Raw genomic sequence first — 21230 nt, 5'->3', positions numbered from 1 at the left:
TCCCTATGACAAGGAAACGCCCCGGACGCCATGCACACGCGACGTGATGAGCCATGCGTCGCAGCCTTGACCTTCCCACGATGGGAAGCCCCACATAGTCGTCCATGGATAACGTGATCGCTCCCCCGAGGCAGCGTCCCGGCACGGGACGTCGTCTCACTCTTCCCGTTGCCGGCATGAGCTGCGCGTCCTGCGTCGGCCGCGTCGAACGGGTGCTCGCCGCACTTCCCGGCGTATCGGAAGTGTCCGTCAATCTCGCCACCGGACGGGCCAGCCTCATCCTCCACGGCGACCCTGCCCATGCCGTCGCTGCCATCGGAAAGGCCGGTTACGAGGTGCCGGAGGCGGTGACGGAGTTGTCTGTCCGTGGCTTATCCTGCGCCTCATGCGTCGGTCGCGTGGAGCGCGCGCTTCGCGCCGTCGCCGGTGTGACGATGGCCAACGTGAATCTTGCCACCGGGCGGGCGACGGTGCGCCATGCTGACGGCGTCATTACGATCGCGGATCTCATCGAAGCCGCGAACGCTGCCGGTTACGACGCATCGGGCATCGAGAACGGGGGAGGGGACGCGCAGGCGAACCGGCAAGAGCGCGAGACCATCGGCCTTCGGCGGGATCTCATCTTCTCAGTCGTGCTGTCGGCGCCCATCGTCATCCTCGACATGGGAGGACATCTGCTCCCTGGCTTCGGCGACGCGATCCATGCCCATTTCGGAGACGCAGCCGGAATGGTGCAGGCCGTTCTGGCGACGCTCGTCCTGGCGTGGCCGGGGCGGCGCTTTTTCCGTCGAGGGATTCCCGCTCTATTGAACGGTCATCCCGATATGAACGCCCTCGTCGCTCTCGGGTCGGGAGCGGCCTATGTCTACTCCCTGGTTTCGGTCCTCGCTCCCCAGATTCTGCCGCCGGGAACGGCGCATCTGTACTTCGAGGCCTCCGTTCTCATCGTCACCCTGATTCTCCTCGGCCGCGTCCTTGAGGCCCGCGCAAAGGGGCGCACGGGGGCGGCGATCGCACGCCTGGTCGCCCTGGCGCCTTCCACGGCCCGAATCGTGCGGGACGGCCGCGAGGACGACATTCCCCTGGCTGACTTGCGGCTCGGCGATATCGTTCGAGTCCGCCCGGGGGAACGTGTGGCTGCGGATGGAGTGGTTGTAGCGGGTAGGAGCTTCGTCGATGAGAGCATGATCACCGGCGAGCCGGTGCCCGTGGCGAAGGACGAAGGCGACCGCACGGTGGGCGGCACGCTGAACACCAATGGCAGCCTCGATCTGCGCGTCGACACGATCGGCGCGCAAACGGTGCTGGCGCAGATTGTAACAATGGTCCAGGCGGCGCAGGGCACCAAGCTTCCGATCCAGGCTCTCGTCGACCGGGTGACGGGTTGGTTCGTCCCGGCGGTTCTCGGCGCTGCGTTGGTGACGTTCCTGGCGTGGCTGGCATTCGGACCGAGCCCCGCTCTCGGCTTCGCCCTCGTGAACGCCATCGCCGTTCTGATCATTGCCTGCCCCTGCGCCATGGGGTTGGCGACGCCGACCTCGATCATGGTCGGCACGGGGCGTGCGGCAGAACTGGGCGTGCTGTTCCGCAACGGTGCCGCCTTGCAGGCTCTCCGCGACGCCAAGGTCGTCGCCTTCGACAAGACCGGGACGCTCACCGAGGGTAAGCCCGCACTCACCGACTTCGTGGTGGCACCGGGCTTCGAGGCGGATACAGTGCTGGGACTTGCAGCATCCGTCGAAGCCCGCTCGGAGCATCCGGTCGCGCGCAGCATCGTCGATGCGGCTCTGAATCGGGGCCTTACTCTCATTCCTCCAGATCGATTCGAGGCTTTACCCGGCCACGGTGTCGAGGGGAGCGTCGACGGGCGGAAAGTCATCGTCGGTGCGCGACGCCATATGGACAGGCTCGGCATCTCCGTGGCCGATCTGGCGGAAGCTGCATCCCGGCTGGAGGGTACGGGAAAAAGCCCCCTCTACGTCGCTATCGGGGGACGGATCGCCGCCCTCGTCGCCGTATCCGACCCTATCAAGGTAGGTGCAGCCGAGGCCGTCTCGGCGCTCAAGGCACAAGGTTTGGTCGTCGCCATGGTGACGGGTGATGCGCGGGGAGCTGCCAGCGGCGTCGCGGCAAGGCTCGGGATCACCGAGGTCGCCGCCGAAGTGCTCCCCGGCGGTAAGGTCGAGGCCGTGCAAGCCTTGCGGGCCCGGTTCGGACCTGTGGCTTTCGTGGGGGATGGTATCAACGATGCGCCAGCCCTCGCCGAAGCCGAGATCGGCATTGCCATCGGGACCGGTACCGACATTGCCGTGGAGAGCGCCGACGTGGTGCTGATGGCGGGTGCTCTATCCGGCATCGTCTCCGCCATTGCGCTCTCGCGTGCAGTGATGCGCAACCTCGCGCAGAACCTGTTCTGGGCTTTCGCCTACAATGTGGCCCTGATCCCGGTGGCGGCGGGCCTGCTTTACGTTTTCGGCGGACCCCTGCTGTCGCCGGTTCTGGCCGCGGGCGCCATGGCACTGTCGAGCGTATTCGTCCTCGCCAACGCCCTTCGCCTCCGGCATGCCGGAGATCGGGGATGAGCGGTTCCGTCACCATCGGCGAGGCGGCGAAGGCCACGGGCGTCTCGGCCAAGATGATCCGGTATTATGAGGAGACCGGCCTCCTGCCACCGGCAGACAGGACGGCCTCCGGTTACCGGCTCTATGCCGAGAACGACTTGCACACCTTGCGCTTTGTGCGCCGATCCCGTGATCTCGGCTTTTCCGTTGAGGATATCGCCGGCCTCCTCGCCCTTTGGCAGGATCGCGGACGTGCCAGCGCCCAGGTGAAGGCCCTGGCCGTGCACCATCTGACGGATCTGCGCCGCCGCATCGCCGAGTTGGAGGCGATGGCTCGCACCCTGACGTCGCTTGCGGATCATTGCAGCGGTGATTCCCGGCCGGATTGCCCCATTCTCGATGACCTCGCCGCAGAGCATTCGCCACAGTCACGAAGTCCTCGCCGGACGAAGCCGCTCTCCCGCTAGCCCCTGGCGCCACGTTCTGCACATGATCCGTCGGCCGCAGCCTTTTAAATCGATCTAAATGGCCTCGCCTTTGCTGGGATGCGCTATGGTCGGGAGGCTCTGCCCGAGACGAGCCAAGACGCGCGAAGAGACGTGACACCATGCCCATCGTCGACCGGATCGCAGCTCTGGCGGATGAGATCACCGCATGGCGGCACGACCTCCACGCCCATCCGGAGCTGCAATACGACGTCCATCGCACCGCCGGCTTCGTCGCCGACAAGCTGCGGGATTTCGGCTGCGACGAGATTGCCACCGGCATCGGTCGCACCGGAGTCGTCGGCCTCATCCGGGGGCGGTCGCACGGTTCGAACCGTGCCATCGGCCTGCGCGCGGACATGGACGCGCTACCGATCCAGGAGGTGCGGGATCTGGCCTATCGTTCCACCGCGCCGGGGCGGATGCATGCCTGTGGCCACGATGGCCATACCGCGATGCTTCTCGGCGCCGCCAAGTACCTCGCCGAGACCCGTGATTTCGACGGGACCGCAGTGATGATCTTCCAGCCTGCGGAAGAGGGCGGCGGCGGCGGCGAAGCTATGGTCCGAGACGGAATGATGGAGCGTTTCGGCGTCGAGACCGTCTATGGCCTGCATAATATTCCAGGCCTGGAACTCGGCCGTTTCGCGATCCGTCCCGGCCCGATCATGGCGTCCACCGACCGCTTCACCATCACGATCGAAGGGCGCGGCGGCCATGCCGCGCAACCGCATCTCGCCATCGACAGTGTTCTCGTGGCGAGCCATGTCGTGATCGCACTGCAATCGGTGGTCGCTCGTAGTATCAACCCGCTGGAAAGTGGCGTGGTGTCGGTCTGTGCCCTCGAAGCCGGCGATGCCTTCAACGTACTGCCCCAGCAGGTGACCATGCGGGGCACCATGCGCGCGCTTTCGAAGACGGTGCGCGCCACCATGCAGGAGCGCATCGGCGCCATCGTGGCGAACACCGCCGCCGCCTACGGTGCCAGCGCCCGCGTGGATTACAGCGGCGGATATCCGGTGACCGAGAACCACCCGGCCGAAGCGGATTTCATCGCCGACGTGGCGGCGGGCATCGTAGGCGAGGAACGAGTGGAGCGTGATGTCGCGCCGATGATGGCGGCGGAGGATTTCTCCTACATGCTGGCTCACCGGCCCGGCGCCTATATCTTCCTGGGCAATGGTGACAGCGCAGGCCTCCACCATCCGCATTATGATTTCAATGATGCCGCGATTCCGTACGGCGCCTCGCTCTGGGCTCGGGTAATCGAGACGGCGCTGCCAGCTCGCTGATCGTCTCGGAGACAGCAGGCCGTCGCAGCCGCCACGGACTGCGATTGATCTGTCACGTTGCGGGGCAGGGCACGCCACCGGGGAGTATGATCTCCTTCCCGTTGGTGGCGCGAACCGGCCAAGTCACTTCTTTCTCGAACGAGAAGGAGGTCAACGCCGGAAAGACAGGAAAGACAGGCTTATAGGAGATCGTCATCTTTGCGATGACATAGCGAGCCCGCTTCGTAGCTTCCGATGGGGGTGGCGCACCAAGGATCGTGGAAGCTGCATATTTCGGGGCGTTGACCGCCGTGCTCGAGCAGACCTTGGCTATGAGGGATCCGTCGTTCTGCTGGTAAACGCCCGCCGCCGTGAGGACGATCTTTGCTCCGCTGGCGTCGTAGGGCGCCATGATGTTGCGGCCAAGTTTATAGACGCCCTCTATCTCCGTCGTGGTCAATGTCGTTCGGGAGATCAGATCCGCCATCGAACGCGCGGCGCGATTGGCATGCTGTCCTGTCGTGTAAGCACGCGGCAACTCGATCGAACCCATGAAAAGCAGAATCATCACGGGGGCGATGAGGGCGAATTCCATGGCGGAAACGCCCGACTGGTCGGTGATCATCCGTCGACACTGAATGATCGCCCGCATCAATTCGCCTGACATTTTCCCTGCGCGTATGGCTCCGCGCGAAAGACCACCATCGAACGGATCATTTGCTCGTTGTTGGGGAGAGGCGGCAGCATCAGCTTCGACGTTGGAAAATAGCGAGGTATCGCCGCGATCGCGCAGATCGTCACGATGTCGTCTCCGTTGGGACACTCGAACTTCTTTCCGAAGCCCGTCGCTATCGACTGGCTCACATTATCGTAGGGCGAGCAGGTCACGAGGGTGTTGCTGCTCTCCGTGGCAGTGACCTCGATCTTGATCTTGTCCGTGCTGCAGTCGAACAGCGTGGCACCTCTACACATTTCCTGAATGAGCCGGATCGCTGGACTACTACTGTTGGATCCTTGCTGAAACGTGCCGGTGAAGACGGCCCGCGCCGCCCGATCGAGGGCGTTGTCGAACGAGATCTGGGCGACCATCAACATGGCGCCTTCGATCAACGCACCGAGCAGCATGAAGAACGGAACACCGACGATCCCGAACTCGACCGCCGTTACGCCGCGACGATTGCCTGGAAAATCCCGGAATGAGCGCGAAAGCAGGCGTGACGGCCAGCGGATCCTCATCGCGAAATCCGCATCTCGCTCATCTGCGACCCAATAGCCCTGAAGGCGTCGGTCAGCGTCGCGGAATTCTGGACATCGTAGAACTTGTCGGTGCCGCTCGCACAGTTGCGGAGGATGTCGCTGGCCCCTTCCGTTACCTCGACGCGGACCGTGAAGATGGTGATACCCGCATTCTTTATGTTCGTGCAAAGGGTTGAGAGCCGTGCATTCATGGCAGCCGTCCGGGTCGCGGTCGTGTTGGCATTGGTCCACATACGATTTTGCCAGCTGAAGCCGAGGCCAGAATAGATCGATGCATTCGCGGACGAGCTGACAGAGGAAGCGTTCTGTCCGTCCGTCATCAGGATCACGAACTTCCGAGTGTTCTTTTCGTCATACGGCACACCCTCCGCGAAGGGGCCGTTCGGCGACAGCAGATGCCATCCCCAGACCAGACCCATAGCGATGTTCGTATCGCCGACGATGGTCATCGCGTTGATCGCGTTGGTGAGCGTAGATTGTGCCGTGGTGAGGCGCGTGATGGGCTGGAGCTCGCATCCGGAATTCGGCCCGTAGCGATAGGGGACGGTGTCGCTGATCCGGCCCTTTTGTAAGATGGGATTCCTGGAATATTTTGTGATCTGGCCCTGCCGCGTCCGATGGTCGGCCACTGTCGATGTGGTCGTGTAGTCGCTCATGTAATCGTTGACGGCGTTCCAGTCCTTGTCGGATTCGTCGGGTGCGAAGAAGGGCACGAACAGGGTATTGGGATTGGCGATCGACGGCGGTGTATCCTGAACGTCGTAGGGCGCTGGCCTGCTCTCGACGCACCCGCCCCAAGCGACCCCCATTTGGCGGAAAAGGGTCAGGCGGTTCGCCGGGGAGACAAAGATACTCGAGTGATAGGAGGCCTTCGCATCCTTATCGAGCCATGACTGGGTTGCATTCGATGGACCGACATTCACGGTCATCGAGAACGGGACGATTCCGATTTTCAGGGCGTTGGGCTTAGCGGGATCGGCCTCTCTGAACAGACTCGTGACAAGGTCGTTAGCGGCTGCCTTCAAGTTGGTGATCTTCGAACCGCTCATCGATCCGGTATTGTCTAGAACGAGAGCGATCTCGAGATTGCCCGACCCGCGTATACCTGCTGCCGTGACTGAGACAGGGAAGGAATTATAGCCCGCGATCCTAGTCACGCTGGTCGGGCTCTTGGCGATGACCGAAACGGTGATCGTATTCTCCACCCGTGCAACAGTGACCTTCGTGTCGGCGTCCACCAACCTGGGAGCGGCAGCCCTGATCTGGTTCTCGGCCCTGGTCTGAAGCTCGGCAGTTGTCGTGGCCACCGGGAGCTTGAGCAGCGAGATAACTGTTGAATCGGCGGCATCCTGAAGACCCTGTTGGGCCATCGAATTCACGCCGTAATCGATCACCAATCCCGACAGCATCAGCAGGGGAACAGCGAGCAGGCCGAAGAAAATGGCGATCGCACCGTCGGTATCCCGGCGGAAGCGCGTCAGCAGGATCGTTGCAGAAAGTTCGCTTCGGCTCGTCATAGAGCCACGCGTAGAACGAACTTTCTAATGGAAAAGTAAATCTCTCCCGCCAACGGCTGTCGGCGAGAGATAAGGATATGTGAGCGTCAACAACTCGTAAGTTAAACGGAAGAATTTGAGCCCGTCGATACAATCGGCGCTCGACAAGATACTACTATCGGTAGCAGTGCTTCTACCTATTTCACGACTGACGCGCGGTACCACCAAGGTGGAAAACGCGGTGCGGGACGAGTTCACCGCGCTCGACATCGCCTACGGCCACGAGGATGCCGCCGCAGGTCGCAAAGGCCTTGCCTTCCGTTGGGGCATCTTGTCCCCGCAGCAGGACGGGTTGGCCCCGCATGAGCCGTAACGCCATGTCCCGTGAGACGGCCACCGAAACGACCGCATCGAGCGCAGTCTCCACCGGACGGAGATGTGCGGCGTTTCCATCCGGTCCACCCTCTTCGAGGGTGGCGACGAGGCAGGCCTCAGCCTCCGCGAAGGGCCCGACGCGCGTGCGGCGCAAGGCGGAGACATGCCCGTAGCAGCCGAGCACCCGGCCGAGATCGCGGGCGATGGCGCGCACATAGGTGCCCTTGCCGCACTCTGCCGCGATGATCGTGCGATCGGGCGTATGTTCCACCACGGAGAGATGGTCGATCTGGACCGGACGCGCCACGAGCTCCACCACTTCGCCGTCGCGAGCGAGATCGTAGGCACGTTCACCGGCGATCTTGATCGCCGAGTAGCGCGGCGGCACCTGCTCGATGGCTCCGACGAAGGCGGGCAGCGCGGCCTCTACGAGCGCGCGGTCCGGCCGTGTGTCGCTTGTCGCAACCGGACGGCCTTCCGCATCGTCGGTATCCGTCTCGATGCCCCAGGTCACGGTGAAGATGTAGGCCTTGCGGCCATCCATGACGAAGGGGACGGTCTTGGTCGCCTCGCCGAGGGCGATAGGCAGGATGCCGGAGGCCAAAGGATCGAGCGTTCCGGCATGGCCCGCCTTCTTCGCATTGAAGGCGCGCTTCACCACCGCGACCGCATGGGTCGAGGTCATTCCGACGCCTTTGTCCAGGATGACCCAACCGTTCACATCGCGACGCTTGGGCCTATCGGAGGCTTGGCCGCGCTGCTGGCGGCGACCCTGTGAGGGTCTTTCCTCGCCGGAACGGTGGGGCGACGGAGTGGCGACGTCGGGATTCTCGATCGTCGGATCGTTGATCATGATGTCCTCGTCGGCGGCGCGATGGAAGCGGCAGCTTTGGCAGCCCCGTAATCCCTATCGACGCCAGGGTCAGTTCTTGATGGGGTGTAACGCGAGGCGTCCGCTTTCCGGGTCCAATGAACCTCGTCGAGATGGCCGAACCTACGCGCCTGCGTCCGGCTCGTCCGCATCGCGCGGCTGCGATTCGAGATCGCGCCGCACCTTCTCGGACCTGAGAAGGGCGTCGATCCGATCCGCTTCGTCGAAGGTCTCGTCTCGCAGGAAGCGTAGATCGGGCGCAAATTTCAAATTCACCCGGCGGGCAACTTCCTGACGCAGTGCTTTCTTGTTGCGTTCAAGAGCCGCGATAACCGGTTTCTCGTCGAGGCCGCCGAGCGGCATGATGTAGGCCGTGGCGATCTTGAGATCAGGCGACATACGCACTTCCGGCACGGTAATGACATGCGAGCCCAGGACAGGATCCTGGATGTCGCCGCGCTGCAGCACTTCTGCGATGGCGTGGCGGATAAGTTCGGCCACGCGCTGCTGGCGCTGTGAAGGGCCGCTGGGATTGGGTTTCTGAGCCATTGTCGCTTGGGTCTCGGATCCGGGATCGCCTGGACTGGGCGCCCCGTTTTGCGGGGGCGCTCAGACGTACCGGCCGTCTGCAAAACAAAACGGCGGCTGCAGCGCGCGCTGCAGCCGCCGGGTTCGTCAAGCCGCGTCGCCTTTAGAGCGTGCGGCGGATCTCCTCGACCCGGTAGCACTCGATCGTGTCACCCGCACGCATGTCCTGGAAGTTCTCGAAGGACATACCGCACTCGTAACCTGAACCGACTTCCTTCGCGTCGTCCTTGAGGCGCTTCAGCTGAGACAGCTTGCCCTCGTGGATCACGACGCTGTCGCGGATCAGGCGGACATGGGCGCCACGCTGCACGACACCGTCGGTGACGCGACAACCGGCAATCTTGCCGACCTTCGACACGTCGAAGATCTGCAGGATCTGCGCCTCACCGAGGCGCTCTTCGCGCAGGGTCGGCGGCAGCATGCCCGAGAGGGTCGCTTTGATGTCATCCACGAGGTCGTAGATGATGTTGTAGTAGCGGATCTCGACGCCCTTGTTCTCGGCCGACTCGCGTGCTTCCTTATGGGCACGCACGTTGAAGCCGATGACGACGGCCTTCGAAGCCTCCGCCAAGGTCACGTCCGACTCGGTGATGCCGCCGACGCCCGCGAGCAGAATGCGCGCCGAAACCTCGTCGTTGCCGAGCTTTTCCAACGCGCCGATGATGGCTTCCACCGAACCCTGCACGTCGCCCTTGATGACGAGAGCCAGTTCCTTGCGGCCGAGGCCTTCCTTCAGGTCGCGCATCATGTCCACGAGCGAGCGGTTCGCACCGCCGGTTCGTGCAGCAATCCGCTCACGCTTCTGACGGGCGCGATACTCGGTGACTTCGCGGGCACGGGCTTCGTTCGGTACCACCGCCACGCGGTCGCCCGCATCCGGAGTTCCGTTGAAGCCGAGTACCTCCACCGGCACCGACGGGCCGGCATAAGGGATGCTCTCGCCCTTGTCGTCGATGAGGGCGCGGACACGCCCCCACTCGGCACCAGCAACGACGATGTCGCCGGTGAAGAGGGTGCCGCGCTGCACGAGCACCGTGGCGACGGGACCGCGACCGCGATCGAGCTTGGCCTCGATGACCGTACCCTCGCCGTCGCGTGCCTCGTTGGCACGCAGGTTCAGGATTTCGGCCTGCAGCTGCAGACCCTCGAGGAGATCCGGCAGACCGTCGCCGGTCTTGGCGGAGACTTCGAATTCCAGGGTCTCGCCGCCCATGGACTCGACCTGGATGTCATGCTGCAGAAGCTCGGTACGCACCCGCTGCGGGTTCGCATCGGGCTTGTCGATCTTGTTGATCGCCACGATGAGCGGCACGCCGGCCGCCTTCGCGTGGCTGATCGCCTCCACCGTCTGGGGCATGACACCGTCATCGGCCGCCACCACGAGCACGACGATATCCGTCACCTTGGCGCCACGGGCGCGCATGGAGGTGAACGCCGCGTGGCCGGGGGTGTCGATGAAGGTGACCATGTCACCGGATGGCGATGCGACCTGATACGCGCCGATATGCTGCGTGATGCCACCGGCTTCGCCGGAGACGACGGCCGTCTTGCGGATGGCGTCGAGCAGCGAGGTTTTGCCGTGATCGACATGGCCCATGATGGTCACGACGGGCGGACGCGGATCGAGATCCTCTTCGAGATCCGGCTCGTCGTTGAACAAGCCCTCTTCGACATCGGACTCGGCGACGCGGCGTACGGTGTGGCCGAGTTCCTCGGCGATGAGCTGGGCAGAATCCGAATCGATCACGTCGGTGATCTTGTGGATCTCACCCTGCTTCATCAGCAGGCGAATCACGTCCACGGCCCGCTCCGACATGCGGTTGGCGAGTTCCTGGATGGTGATCGTCTCGGGGATCGTCACCTCGCGGGAGAGCTTCTCTTTCTGCTCCACCTGCCGGTTGCCGCTCATGCGCTGCTGGCGGCGACGGAACGAAGCAACGGAGCGTGTACGCTCGTCCTCGCCCGACGTGGCGGTGGCGATGGTCAGGCGCCCACGATTACGGTCGCCGCCCGGCTGCTTGGGTGTCTTGGGCGGCGTGATGATCTTAAGCGGCATGCCGGGGCGGCGGATGACGCGCTTCTGCTCGCTCTCCTCCTCGGCAGCCTGAGGCCGACCCGGCGCGCGGGCGGCAGGCGTCGCACCGGCCGGACGTGCGGCCGTGGCAGCGGTGGGAGCCGCCTCGGGCTCGGGTGCGGGAGCCGGGCGGGCCATGAAGTTCAAATCGCGCGGCTTGCGCACGTCGGCCGTGATGGTCTTGCGCGGCTCTGCAGGCGTCGGGCGAGCCGTCAGAGGGGGACGGGCAGCGGGAGCTGCCGGACGCGCGGGCGCCGCAGCCTGCGGTGCGGGAGCGGGTGCTGCCGGAGCGGGCTTCGGGGCCGACGAGATCGGAGCCGAGACAGGAGCCATCGGCACGGTCTTGGAAACGGGCCGTGCGGGCGCAGACGGAGCAGCTGCGGCAGGAGCCGCCGCGGCGGCTTCCTTGGCTGCGGCTTCGGCAGCGCGAGCCGCCTCGCGAGCAGCCTCTTCCTCGGCACGCAGGCGAGCCTGCTCCTCGGCGCGCTGACGCTCCTCTTCCTGGCGGCGACGCTTCTCGGCCTCGCGCTGGCGGGCTTCCTCAGCCTCGCGAGCACGCTGCGCTGCAGCCTCTTCCTCGACCTTGCGGCGGGCTTCCTGCTCACGGCGCTGGGCATCGGCGAGGGCAGCGGCGCGTGCATCGCGCTCCTGCTCGCTCAATGTCCGAAGCACGACGCCGGACGCCGCCCGCTGGGCGGGACGCGGGACCGCGGGAGCGGGCGGCGCCACACGGGACGCCGGAGCGACCGGTTGCGTTTCGCGAACGGGAGCGGCCGGTGCCGCCCCGATGACACGGCGCTTCACAGTCTCGACCACGACCTGCTTGGAGCGGCCATGGGAGAAGCTCTGACGCACCGTTCCCTGCTCGATCGGGCGCTTCAAGGACAGCGGCTTCGAGGGGGGTCGTGCCTGCGTCTTGTCGCCCGGATTATTCGTATCGCTCATTCAGTCCAAACCCTGAGGGTTTCCATCGTCCCGTGAACCGGCAAACTGCTGTGCGCCGGGTAAATCCGTCTCGTCGTCGTCCTGCAGAGTCGAAGCGGTTTGCCCTGCTCGGGCGTAACCGGCCTCCTCGGCTGTCGTAGGCTTGCCCTCGAAAGAGCGTAGCCGACGCCAACGCGCAAGGCAGCCGGTGCTCCCGACTCCTGCGACAAGCGCCGCATGTATCACATGATCCCGACCCAAGGCCATGTCCAATTCTGCATTGGACAAATCATCGATGACCGGGACACGGGATATGGCATCGCCATGCCTCCGGTGCAATGCCGCGGCGATCTTCCTTCTACCGTCCGCGCTACCGTCGGAGGCTTGAATCACCGCTGCGACACCGGCCTTGTCCGCAATGGCGGACTCGACCTTGGCGAAACCGGCGACCAGGCAGCCTGCCTTGTTGGCGAGGGACAGGGATTGGCGCAGGTCTTCCCGCAGGATCGCTGCGATCCTGTCACCGAGGTCCGCCGGTGCGGCCGCATCCTTGGTCTTGAAGGCGCGTTGGAACAGCCGCTTCTTCAGCGCGGCTTCGACCGTGACGCGACTGGCAGTGAGCCATGCGCCGCGTCCTGGCAGTTTCGCCTTCAGATCAGTCACCACTTCCCCGTCGGGAGACAGAACGAAGCGGATCATGCCTTCCGGATTCTGCGACATTCGGGTGACAAGGCATGTGCGCATTGCATTGCGCCGACCGCGCCCGAAGCCGGAATCGAGTAAAGTGCTCGGCTCCGGCTCAGCGGCATCTTGCGCTGCATCTGCGTATTCGCCCGTCATATGGCGGTTGGACCCTTCTACGTCTTGGGCTGTTCGGCCGTGCCGGACCTGCCAAGTCACGTTAAGGCAGGGTGGCGATTCGAGGCCCGGGCACCGACCCGGTCGTTCTGCGCTTGGACGTTGTCGTCACCTTCTCCCTCGATTTCGTCGAGGGAGAAGGCGGTGAAGTCGCCTGGGATCAGACTGCCTCGGGTTCCCCGTCGGTCTGTTCGCCCTCGTCAGCCTCAACGGGTGCTTCGATCCAACCAGCCTTGACGCGAGCCGCCATGATCATGGCCTCAGCCTCGGCACGGGAGATTTCGAACCCGTCGAGATAGCCCGCATGTTTGGTGGCCTCGGGGCCGCGTCCCTCGGTGTAGCCCACGAGATCGTCCGTGGCGCAGCCGGCGAGATCTTCGACCGACTTCACGTCGTTCTCCCCGAGGGCCACCAGCATCGGCGTGGTCACGCCATCGATCTCGCGTAAGTCGTCGGCGACGCCGAGTTCCTGGCGCTTGGCATCGAATTCGGATTCGACGCGGGCGAGGTGATCCTGGGCGCGAGCCTGGATCTCCGTGCCGCTTTCCTCGTCGAGACCCTGAATGTTGGCGAGTTCGCCCGGCTCGACATAGGCGATTTCCTCGACGTTCCGGAAACCCTCCGCCGCGAGGAGCTGACCTACCGTCTCGTCGACGTCGAGGGCCGCCATGAAGACCGCGGTCCGCTCGGCGAACTCCTTCTGGCGCCGCTCCGATTCCTCGGCCTCGGTCAGGATGTCGATGTCCCAGCCGGTGAGTTGCGAGGCGAGGCGCACGTTCTGGCCGCGACGGCCGATAGCCAGCGAGAGCTGATCGTCGGGCACCACCACCTCGATGCGGTCGGCCTCCTCGTCGAGGACCACCTTGACCACTTCAGCGGGCTGAAGCGCATTGACGATGAAGGTCGCCTGATCCTCGGACCACGGAATGATGTCGACCTTCTCGCCCTGCAATTCGCCCACGACCGCCTGGACGCGGGAGCCGCGCATGCCGACACAGGCGCCGACGGGGTCGATGGAGCCGTCCCGCGAGATGACGGCGATCTTGGCGCGCGAGCCCGGATCGCGGGCCACCGCCTTCACTTCGACGATGCCGTCGTAGATCTCTGGCACTTCCTGGCCGAACAGCTTGGCCATGAATTGCGGGTGGGAGCGCGACAGAAAGATCTGCGGGCCACGCACTTCGCGGCGCACGTCGAACAGGTAGGAGCGGATGCGGTCGCCAGGGCGGAAGGTCTCGCGCGGGATCATCTCGTCACGGCGCACGATGCCCTCGCCGCGACCGAGATCGACGATGACGTTACCGTACTCGACCCGCTTGACCAGGCCGTTGACGATCTCGCCGATGCGGTCCTTGTACTCGTCGAACTGACGGTCGCGCTCGGCGTCACGCACCTTCTGAACGATGACCTGCTTGGCCGATTGAGCGGCGACGCGGCCGAAATCGAAGGGCGGCAGCGTGTCGGAGATCACGTCCCCCACGAGCGCGCCCGGATTGTAGCGCCGAGCCTGATCCAGCGTGACCTCGCGGGCGTCGTTCTCGACCTCGTCCACCACCACGAGATGGCGGGACAGGCGGAGCGCGCCGGTCTTGGGGTCGATCTCTGCATGGACATCCGTCTCCGCGCCGTAACGGGAGCGAGCGGCCTTGGCGATGGCCTCCTCCATGGCGTCGATGACGATGGAGCGGTCGATCACCTTCTCGCGGGCGACCGCTTCGGCAATCTGCAGGAGTTCGAGTCTGTTGGCGCTGACGACAGCCATCGGATTTCGTCCTTCTCTTCGTCGTATGTTCTTCTCGGAACCCTCAGCGCGCCATCGGGCGCCCGCCGGAGTTCCGAACGAATGCTCTAATGAAGCTTGCCGTCGTCCTTGACCCGTACCGCCTTGGTGCGGACTGGCTTGGCCTTGTTGGCCCGACTTGCCTCGGTCTCGATCTTTTCCGGCTTGGGCTTGGCCGACGCCTTGGGCTTCAGCGGCCGCTCGACCTTTTTCTTGAGAGGGACGGGAGGCGCGACTTCAGCCTCGTCACCCTCCTCGCTCTCGTCTTCGTCCTCATCGTCCAGCATCGGCGGCGGCCCGCCGCCACGTCGTAGCGATTCGCGCACGAGATCGTCGGTCAGGACGAGATAGGCGTCGCCCAGATCGCGAAGGGGCAGGTCGATACGGCTCGGAAGGCCCTCCTTCACGTCGGGCAGATCGATCGGCACCGTGAGGCCATCCGGGTTGGGTGCTCGGATGATCCCGCGAAACCGCTTCCGGCCGTCGAGGGGTATCGCCAACTCGATCTTGGCTTCGTAGCCGGCCCAACGCTCGAAATCGACGGCCCGTACCAGCGGCCGGTCGATGCCGGGGGAGGAGATCTCCAGATAATAGGCCTTGCCCACCGGGTCATCGAGATCGAGGAGGGGAGAGATCGCCCGGCTCACGGTCTCGCAATCGTCCACCGTCATGGTGCCGTCGGGCCGCTCGGCCATGATCTGCACGGTGCAGCCATTGGCGCTCGACACCCGCACCCGGACCACGCGATAGCCGAGGCCCTCGATCGAAGCCTCGATGACCTGCACGACCCGTGCGGCGACGCCGGTCTCGGTGATCAGACGTTTTTCGGAAGTGTCCGCCATGCTGCGCTGTACGTCCGGCCTTGCGTGAAGCGATCCGGTGCGAGAGGCATTGCGGCAATAAAAAAGAGCGGACCCGGTGGGGCCCACTCCCGAACCGCAGCCTCAAGACTGCAACCAGAACTGATGCTCTATAGCTAATCCGATCGTCGCCTCGTTTCAAGCTATTTCACGTGGGCGTTCCTCGGTAGAGCGCGCCCATCCCGCTTCTTCTCCAAACCCTTTTCAGGGAGCTCCGACCATGACTGCCGATTCGTCATTCGGACCCGATCCAGCCTGCCTTCACCCCGTCCCGGGACACAGCCGCATCACCTTCATTCGTAATCTTCAACTGCCGCCGAATGTCGAGGTCGGCGCCTACACCTATTACGACGACCCCGCCGGCCCGGAGGCCTTCCTCGACAACATCCTCTACCACTTCGCCTTCCTGGGCGACCGCTTGCGAATCGGTCGCTTCTGCGCGTTTGCGGCGGGCACACGCTTCCTCATGAACGGGGGCAACCACCGCCTCGACGCGCCCTCCACCTACCCGTTCGTCATCTTCGGCAGCGCCTGGGCCGGACGCTTCCCCGGAGAGATGGCCTTTCCCAACCGGGGCGACACGGTGATCGGCAACGATGTCTGGCTCGGCTACGACAGCACGATCCTACCGGGAATCCGCATCGGCGATGGTGCCGTCGTTGCCGCCAAATCCGTGGTCACCCGAGACGTACCCCCCTACGCCATCGTCGCCGGCAACCCGGCCACGCTCGTGCGTATGCGCGTACCGCCCGACATCGCCGCGCGACTCCAGGCCGTGGCATGGTGGGACTGGGATGCGGAGCGGATCACCCGGTGCCTGCCGGCGATCAGTGGTGGGGATGTGGCGGCGTTGGAGGCCTCGGTCTAATGCCGGCTTGCCTGTCGCCCTAGTCTTCTCGCCCACTTACGGGGCGGCCGATGCATCCTCCTCCAGGGGAAACAGGCTCGGTCTCCAAAATGGTTCGAGGGGACTTCCGACGATGGTCTCAGCTTCCCAGCGATGCAACAGGGTGGCGAGAGCGTCCCGATCGTCGGCCATGAGCGGCTCGCCGATGAGGCAGGTCCGGTCGTTGATCAACTGCCAGTGCGCATCCTCCATCACGGCCCCGTTGCAGTAATGCTTACCTATCTTGGACCAGATCGTCCGAGCCTCATCGAGTTCGCCGAGCGCAATGCAGGCGACGAGATGCCAGTCCAGACCGAGACGTCCGACCGTGGCGGGACGGGTGCGGGCGAAGTCGAGACACTTTCGCGTCGTGTCCAGGGGGCGAAGGATCGCCAGGGCATCCGCTTCGACGCGGGTGAGGAAATCGTCGTAGATCGTCGGGTCGGACCAGAACCAGCCCTGGCCACCCTCGAAGCCTTCAGAACGGGCAATCCTTTCGCTGCATCGCCCGAGTGAGGACGATGAACGAACTCGGGGCATGAAGAACTCGACGAGGTACCAGCTTGCAACGCAATAGGCCGGATTGCTCGTCCGATCGAGGTGGATCAATCGTCCTATAGATTCGATGGGGAGAAGCCAGAAGGAGTTTCTACCAGCAGCGACAAGATCAATATTTTTGTCGATCAAATTCTTGGCAAGGCCTTTAATTTGTTTAATGGTCGTCATTTTATCGGCCTCACTTGAATGATAATTATACCATTTGATTGCGGCCAAAATTTCTTGGCGGATCTGGCTAGAAACAACGCTCTTTTTGAGCTTAGCCCCGCCGATCCAGTTTTATAATCATAGACGCAGACTGTTTGATTTGGTGAGAGTTCGAAAAGATCGAGGCGTGCTGAACCCTTTTCTCCATAATCTGCTTCATCGCCGGTACTGCTTATCGAAAATTCGACGCGCACATCGGGATAAGCCCTTGCAATGAATGTGTGTGCGATATCGACATGGATCATGGTGCCGAGTTGCTGTCTCGTCAGAAGGGGATTCAAGGCTGTCAGCCGTTTCGTCGCCTCGTCCGTTACGGCTTGCACTTCGGCGTTGCGTGGACAAGCTTGGTCTAGTGTCGTCTGATCGACCGGACCAACCCAAATGAGGGGAAGTTTTTTGTCCGGATCTGGGTCGAAGTCGTAGCGCAGTGCCGTTCTGCCCGGTGCCTTGCCGAATCCTGGCCTCCGAGCTTCCAGATAGGTGAAGAGAAGCGCCGCCGCTTCAAGAGTGACCTTGACGGCCGGAGCGACGACGAAAGCCGGCAGAAAGACCTGTTGTATTGTGGGCTGGGATTGCGATTCGGATAACGCGAACGCGCCACGCGAGAGAACCTCTCCCGATGCCCCGTCGCGGATGGTCTGAACGTCGCCCGAATTCTCGAAAATCCTGCTTTCGCCATCCGGTGTGACGACGGCGTGCTGGTCGTCCCACTCTCCGCGTCCCGAGCGAATACGCAGCGATAGAATCCGAGCCCCGTTATTGGTGACGGTTTCCTCTCGCGTGGACCTGCCTGACGTGCTTCCGTTATCGATGGAGGATCGGAGTGTCTGACCGGTTGATGGACGATCGGTCAGGCGACTGCCTCCGACGCCTCCGTCGGAGACCCACCGCCCACCATCGCTTTGGCCGGCGGGCGCACGGGGCTGGGCTGGATCGTACTTCCGGTCCAGGCTCTGTTGGAGTCGGATCAGTTTTGTCTCCGTCGCCAGTATGGCGAGTTGGCGACGGAGGGTTTCGGCTTCATGCCCGCGTTTGGAAGTGCCCCACATCGCGATCACCAATGTTCGTGTTTTGTTCTAATACTGGCTATCCTAAAATAGGAACATTTTCAATTGAAATGCATCTCCTCCTGCTTCGTTAGGGGGATTGGCCATAAAAAAACGCCGCCCCGTGAACGGGACGGCGTCAATGACAATGGCCGGTCGGTGGGTTTCGGCCCGAGGACTGGAAGTGGAGTGATCAGGCCGCCGCCCGCTCCTTCAGGAGCTTCCGGTTGATCAGCATCTCGGCGATCTGCACCGTGTTCAGGGCCGCGCCCTTGCGCAGGTTATCGGCGACGCACCAGAACGAGAGGCCGTTATCGACCGTCGAATCCGCGCGGATGCGCGAGACATAGGTCGCGTCCTCGCCGGCCGCCTCGTGCGGGGTCATGTAGCCGCCGGGCTCACGCTTATCGACGACCAGGATGCCCGGTGCCGAACGCAGGAGGGCAGTCGCCTCCTCGGGCGAGATCGGATGCTCGAATTCGACGTTCACCGCCTCGGCATGGCCGATGAACACCGGCACGCGCACGCAGGTCGCCGTCAGCTTGATCTTGGGATCGAGCATCTTCTTGGTCTCGGCGACCATCTTCCACTCTTCCTTGGTGGATCCGTCGTCGAGGAACACGTCGATTTGCGGGATGACGTTGAAGGCGATGCGCTTTGGGAACTTCTCCATGGTCATCTGGCCAGCGGTGAAGACCGAACGGGTCTGTTGGAACAGCTCGTCCATGGCTTCCTTGCCGGCGCCGGAGACCGACTGATAGGTCGCCACCACCACGCGGGTGATCTTGGCCACGTCGTGCAGGGGCTTCAAGGCGACGACGAGCTGCGCCGTGGAGCAGTTCGGGTTGGCGATGATGTTCATCTTCGAGAAGCCGGTGATGGCTTCCGGATTCACTTCCGGAACGATCAGCGGTACGTCGGGATGGTAGCGAAAGGCCGACGAATTATCGATGACGACGCAGCCGGTCTGGCCGATGCGCGGCGACCATTCCTTCGACGTCTCGCCGCCGGCGGACATCAGGCAAATATCGGTGTCGGAGAAATCGTAGGTGTCGAGCGCCTTCACCTTCAGGATCTTGTCACCGAAGGAGACTTCCTGCCCGGCGCTGCGGCGCGAGGCGATAGCCACGACCTCATCGGCGGGGAACGCCCGCTCCGACAGGATGTCGAGCATCTCACGGCCAACATTGCCCGTGGCACCGACGACGGCGACCTTGTAACCCATCTCTCCAACTCCGCTTCGTGATGCCCTGGTTCCCCGCCAGGGCCGGGCTCATCGCCTCGGCACCGCCGGCAGGGTCGTTGGCAAGTCTCCGTGTACCGGTCCCATGAGAATCCGCAGGGTTTCCCGGTCACGACCTGATTGACCGGCCGGCTGCGAAAACGCGTCGTCCCGCGGACTTGCCGGCACGCCCCGTCCCGTTCGACCCTTCGATAGGACCACTTTGACTTCAAGCGGCGGAGCAAGACGCCTCGTCTCCGCGACTGTCAAGAGTTGCGCTGCATGCGAGACTTTCGTCGCGGCACAAACAGGACCTGCCGATAGACGCAACGTGTATCGGGCAACGATTGATTCACCGCAAAATCGAAAACCCTCATCCGGTCACCCGGTGTGAAACCCGGCCTACGCAGCCTCGAGAGCATGGTCGCTCCCACGTGGCGAAAGCCTCCAGAAGAGTCACCGGTTTCAGGGTTTCATGCATCGCATCGCCGTACAGGACGAAACCAGCCATCGGCTCCCCAAGCGCAAGGCTCGCTCGTCATTGCGGCTTGCCGTGCCTTGTGTCGCGGCACTCGCCTGTGTCGGCGCAGCCGGGCAGTTCGTCGGTGGTGAGCCGAAACACGATGAGACGAAGTCGGGGGCGATTGTGTCGACCGACACGAATGCCCAGCCGTTCGTCCCCACCGCCGCCGTGAATGTTCGCCAGGCTCTGCCCATTGCCGAAACGGCCCCGCGTTATCGGCTCGACGATCCTGACGCCCTCGATCAGGCGAAGATCGAGCCAGCACGGATCAACCCGGCCACGGGCCAGAGGGAGGACCGTCTCTCACAGGGTAAATTCGACGCGGCGGAGTCACCCTATCTCAGCCTCACCGTCACAGAGGGCTCCACACCTCCCGTGAGCCTGTTCGTCACCATCGCCCGACGGGCCGCGGACGGGCAGGGACTCGCCGTCGTACGATCCGGCGAACGAGGGTTGATCGCTACCAAGTTCGGTCCGCTCGAAACCTTGGAAGCCACGTTGAGCGGTCCGGTGACGCGGATCTGTACCGGTTTCTCCAATGCGGGGCAGAGCGGGCTGATTCCACTGACCCCGCGCATCGATGGCTGGCTCTGCGCTCCGTTGAGCCAGCCGCCGGAGCCGCGCGCCATCGTCTGCGCCCTGGACAAGCTCGTTCTGAATGGCCAAGCTTCCGCAGGCCTCGAAGCGGCGTATCGCGTGTTCGAGGAACGGCGGGTGGAGGGCTGCGCGCCGCGTGTCGCGGCCGTCCCCAACCGAGAGGCCGCCGGAGAAACCGGATCGATCTCGAAACGCCGCATCCGACATAATGAGGCGAAACTGCGGCGAAGCGACCAAGCGCGGCCTTAGGCCGGGAACAACAGCGCCGCTGGCACGTCTACTCACCATGAATGGCCGAGTTTCTTAAGGAAATCGGGCCTAATCTCACACAGGTTCAACGAAGGTCCGTCATGCGCACTGCCACGATTGCCCTGATGGGCGCACTCACCCTTACCGCTGTCGGCGCGAGCACCGCTGTCGAGGCGCAGGGTCGTTACGCCCCCGGTATCCGCGTCAGCCAGCCGCTGCCGATCCGCATCCGTCCGCGCAGCTGGCTCGATGCCGGCAACGTCGTCGAGGCGAATAACGGTTCGATCAGCAACCCGGCGACCAACCCGCACTTCATCACGGCCAGCTACCTGAATTCGCCGCCCTACGGCCGAAACGATCGCTTCGGCGGTGCGATCTTGCCCGATCCGATCACCAACGGCCCGTTCGTGGGCGCCCGTTCCAGCGCGATCCACAACATCGACTTCTCCGGTGTCGATGCGATCGACCCCACCTCCTACGTCTCTCGCAACGGCAACCCCTACTAAGGGCAGTCGTCGGACGATGGACCGAGAAAGGCGCCG

General features: G+C 63.7%; 18 protein-coding genes. 6 read left to right on the top strand and 12 right to left on the bottom strand.

Translation table 11 applies throughout. The annotated features are described in order from the left end of the window. Positions 1 to 104 precede the first annotated feature (104 nt). From ACYQOP_RS01220 to ACYQOP_RS01210, 3 genes are all read left to right on the top strand, one after another. Complete coding sequence (locus tag ACYQOP_RS01220) at positions 105 to 2582, top strand: heavy metal translocating P-type ATPase (RefSeq protein ID WP_461220787.1); 2478 nt, start codon at positions 105 to 107, stop codon at positions 2580 to 2582. Further along, the gene (cueR, locus tag ACYQOP_RS01215) at positions 2579 to 3028 is read left to right on the top strand and encodes a Cu(I)-responsive transcriptional regulator (RefSeq protein WP_461220786.1); all 450 of its coding nucleotides are present in this window, start codon (positions 2579 to 2581) and stop codon (positions 3026 to 3028) included. The genes ACYQOP_RS01220 and cueR overlap by 4 nt, the downstream gene beginning before the upstream one ends. Before the next feature lie 140 nt (positions 3029 to 3168). Then, complete coding sequence (locus ACYQOP_RS01210; RefSeq protein ID WP_461220785.1) at positions 3169 to 4338, top strand: M20 aminoacylase family protein; 1170 nt, start codon at positions 3169 to 3171, stop codon at positions 4336 to 4338. Between the two features lie 52 nt (positions 4339 to 4390). On the opposite strand, the gene ACYQOP_RS01205 is transcribed toward ACYQOP_RS01210, so the two are convergent. The 9 genes from ACYQOP_RS01205 to rimP all read right to left on the bottom strand — a co-directional run bounded on the left by ACYQOP_RS01205 (position 4391) and on the right by rimP (position 15382). Continuing rightward, on the bottom strand, positions 4391 to 4942 hold the full coding sequence (locus ACYQOP_RS01205) for a TadE/TadG family type IV pilus assembly protein (protein ID WP_461220784.1): 552 nt from the start codon (positions 4940 to 4942) through the stop codon (positions 4391 to 4393). A 26-nt stretch (positions 4943 to 4968) separates the two neighbouring features. Beyond that, positions 4969 to 5553, bottom strand: a complete 585-nt coding sequence (locus ACYQOP_RS01200) for a TadE/TadG family type IV pilus assembly protein (protein WP_311275047.1) — start codon at positions 5551 to 5553, stop codon at positions 4969 to 4971. Next, on the bottom strand, positions 5550 to 7091 hold the full coding sequence (locus ACYQOP_RS01195; RefSeq protein WP_461220783.1) for a TadE/TadG family type IV pilus assembly protein: 1542 nt from the start codon (positions 7089 to 7091) through the stop codon (positions 5550 to 5552). Before ACYQOP_RS01195 ends, ACYQOP_RS01200 begins: the two co-directional genes overlap by 4 nt. Positions 7092 to 7272: 181 nt before the next feature. After that, positions 7273 to 8298, bottom strand: a complete 1026-nt coding sequence (gene truB, locus ACYQOP_RS01190) for a tRNA pseudouridine(55) synthase TruB (RefSeq protein ID WP_311275049.1) — start codon at positions 8296 to 8298, stop codon at positions 7273 to 7275. Positions 8299 to 8439: 141 nt separating this feature from the next. Then, entirely contained in the window at positions 8440 to 8865 is a 426-nt protein-coding gene (gene rbfA / locus ACYQOP_RS01185; RefSeq protein ID WP_056431290.1) for a 30S ribosome-binding factor RbfA, read from the bottom strand. Positions 8866 to 9007: 142 nt separating this feature from the next. Then, a complete protein-coding gene (gene infB, locus ACYQOP_RS01180; RefSeq protein ID WP_461220780.1) occupies positions 9008 to 11923 on the bottom strand; it encodes a translation initiation factor IF-2 in 2916 nt (971 codons plus the stop codon). Further along, entirely contained in the window at positions 11924 to 12742 is an 819-nt protein-coding gene (locus ACYQOP_RS01175) for an RNA-binding protein (RefSeq protein WP_207411574.1), read from the bottom strand. A gap of 178 nt (positions 12743 to 12920) precedes the next feature. Then, complete coding sequence (gene nusA, locus ACYQOP_RS01170) at positions 12921 to 14522, bottom strand: transcription termination factor NusA (RefSeq protein WP_207411575.1); 1602 nt, start codon at positions 14520 to 14522, stop codon at positions 12921 to 12923. An 86-nt stretch (positions 14523 to 14608) separates the two neighbouring features. Then, positions 14609 to 15382, bottom strand: coding sequence for a ribosome maturation factor RimP (gene rimP, locus ACYQOP_RS01165; RefSeq protein WP_311275050.1), 774 nt, complete (start codon positions 15380 to 15382; stop codon positions 14609 to 14611). Between the two features lie 238 nt (positions 15383 to 15620). Between rimP and ACYQOP_RS01160 the strand changes: the two genes are divergently transcribed. Next, complete coding sequence (locus ACYQOP_RS01160; protein WP_461220779.1) at positions 15621 to 16268, top strand: CatB-related O-acetyltransferase; 648 nt, start codon at positions 15621 to 15623, stop codon at positions 16266 to 16268. 36 nt (positions 16269 to 16304) lie between these two features. Here the strand turns inward: ACYQOP_RS01160 and ACYQOP_RS01155 are convergent, their stop codons facing one another. The 3 genes from ACYQOP_RS01155 to ACYQOP_RS01145 form a co-directional block, all read right to left on the bottom strand. Next, positions 16305 to 17060, bottom strand: a complete 756-nt coding sequence (locus ACYQOP_RS01155) for a hypothetical protein (RefSeq protein WP_461220778.1) — start codon at positions 17058 to 17060, stop codon at positions 16305 to 16307. Continuing rightward, positions 17009 to 18100 (bottom strand): PD-(D/E)XK nuclease family protein, encoded by a 1092-nt coding sequence (locus ACYQOP_RS01150; protein WP_461220776.1) that lies wholly within the window; start codon positions 18098 to 18100, stop codon positions 17009 to 17011. The genes ACYQOP_RS01155 and ACYQOP_RS01150 overlap by 52 nt, the downstream gene beginning before the upstream one ends. A gap of 190 nt (positions 18101 to 18290) precedes the next feature. Further along, positions 18291 to 19322: an aspartate-semialdehyde dehydrogenase gene (locus ACYQOP_RS01145; RefSeq protein ID WP_018044930.1), complete on the bottom strand. Its 1032-nt coding sequence runs from the start codon at positions 19320 to 19322 to the stop codon at positions 18291 to 18293. Positions 19323 to 19794: 472 nt separating this feature from the next. Here ACYQOP_RS01145 and ACYQOP_RS01140 point away from each other — a divergent pair, with 472 nt between their 5' ends. After that, on the top strand, positions 19795 to 20688 hold the full coding sequence (locus ACYQOP_RS01140; RefSeq protein ID WP_461220774.1) for a hypothetical protein: 894 nt from the start codon (positions 19795 to 19797) through the stop codon (positions 20686 to 20688). A gap of 101 nt (positions 20689 to 20789) precedes the next feature. Further along, a complete protein-coding gene (locus tag ACYQOP_RS01135; RefSeq protein WP_056431263.1) occupies positions 20790 to 21194 on the top strand; it encodes a hypothetical protein in 405 nt (134 codons plus the stop codon). Positions 21195 to 21230 lie beyond the last annotated feature (36 nt).

This window comes from Methylobacterium sp. CM6247 (genome assembly GCF_054817925.1).
The sequence above is the reverse complement of the archived record's forward strand: the minus strand, read 5'-3'. Positions and strand labels throughout refer to the sequence as shown.

Bases quoted from the DNA above. Each gene is read 5' to 3' on its own strand.
- ACYQOP_RS01220 (WP_461220787.1), top strand. From the start codon at position 105: ATGGATAACGTGATCGCTCCCCCGAGGCAGCGTCCCGGCACGGGACGT.
- cueR (WP_461220786.1), top strand. From the start codon at position 2,579: ATGAGCGGTTCCGTCACCATCGGCGAGGCGGCGAAGGCCACGGGCGTC.
- ACYQOP_RS01210 (WP_461220785.1), top strand. From the start codon at position 3,169: ATGCCCATCGTCGACCGGATCGCAGCTCTGGCGGATGAGATCACCGCA.
- ACYQOP_RS01205 (WP_461220784.1), bottom strand. From the start codon at position 4,942: ATGATCACCGACCAGTCGGGCGTTTCCGCCATGGAATTCGCCCTCATC.
- ACYQOP_RS01200 (WP_311275047.1), bottom strand. From the start codon at position 5,553: ATGAGGATCCGCTGGCCGTCACGCCTGCTTTCGCGCTCATTCCGGGAT.
- ACYQOP_RS01195 (WP_461220783.1), bottom strand. From the start codon at position 7,091: ATGACGAGCCGAAGCGAACTTTCTGCAACGATCCTGCTGACGCGCTTC.
- truB (WP_311275049.1), bottom strand. From the start codon at position 8,298: ATGATCAACGATCCGACGATCGAGAATCCCGACGTCGCCACTCCGTCG.
- rbfA (WP_056431290.1), bottom strand. From the start codon at position 8,865: ATGGCTCAGAAACCCAATCCCAGCGGCCCTTCACAGCGCCAGCAGCGC.
- infB (WP_461220780.1), bottom strand. From the start codon at position 11,923: ATGAGCGATACGAATAATCCGGGCGACAAGACGCAGGCACGACCCCCC.
- ACYQOP_RS01175 (WP_207411574.1), bottom strand. From the start codon at position 12,742: ATGACGGGCGAATACGCAGATGCAGCGCAAGATGCCGCTGAGCCGGAG.
- nusA (WP_207411575.1), bottom strand. From the start codon at position 14,522: ATGGCTGTCGTCAGCGCCAACAGACTCGAACTCCTGCAGATTGCCGAA.
- rimP (WP_311275050.1), bottom strand. From the start codon at position 15,382: ATGGCGGACACTTCCGAAAAACGTCTGATCACCGAGACCGGCGTCGCC.
- ACYQOP_RS01160 (WP_461220779.1), top strand. From the start codon at position 15,621: ATGACTGCCGATTCGTCATTCGGACCCGATCCAGCCTGCCTTCACCCC.
- ACYQOP_RS01150 (WP_461220776.1), bottom strand. From the start codon at position 18,100: ATGTGGGGCACTTCCAAACGCGGGCATGAAGCCGAAACCCTCCGTCGC.
- ACYQOP_RS01145 (WP_018044930.1), bottom strand. From the start codon at position 19,322: ATGGGTTACAAGGTCGCCGTCGTCGGTGCCACGGGCAATGTTGGCCGT.
- ACYQOP_RS01140 (WP_461220774.1), top strand. From the start codon at position 19,795: ATGCATCGCATCGCCGTACAGGACGAAACCAGCCATCGGCTCCCCAAG.
- ACYQOP_RS01135 (WP_056431263.1), top strand. From the start codon at position 20,790: ATGCGCACTGCCACGATTGCCCTGATGGGCGCACTCACCCTTACCGCT.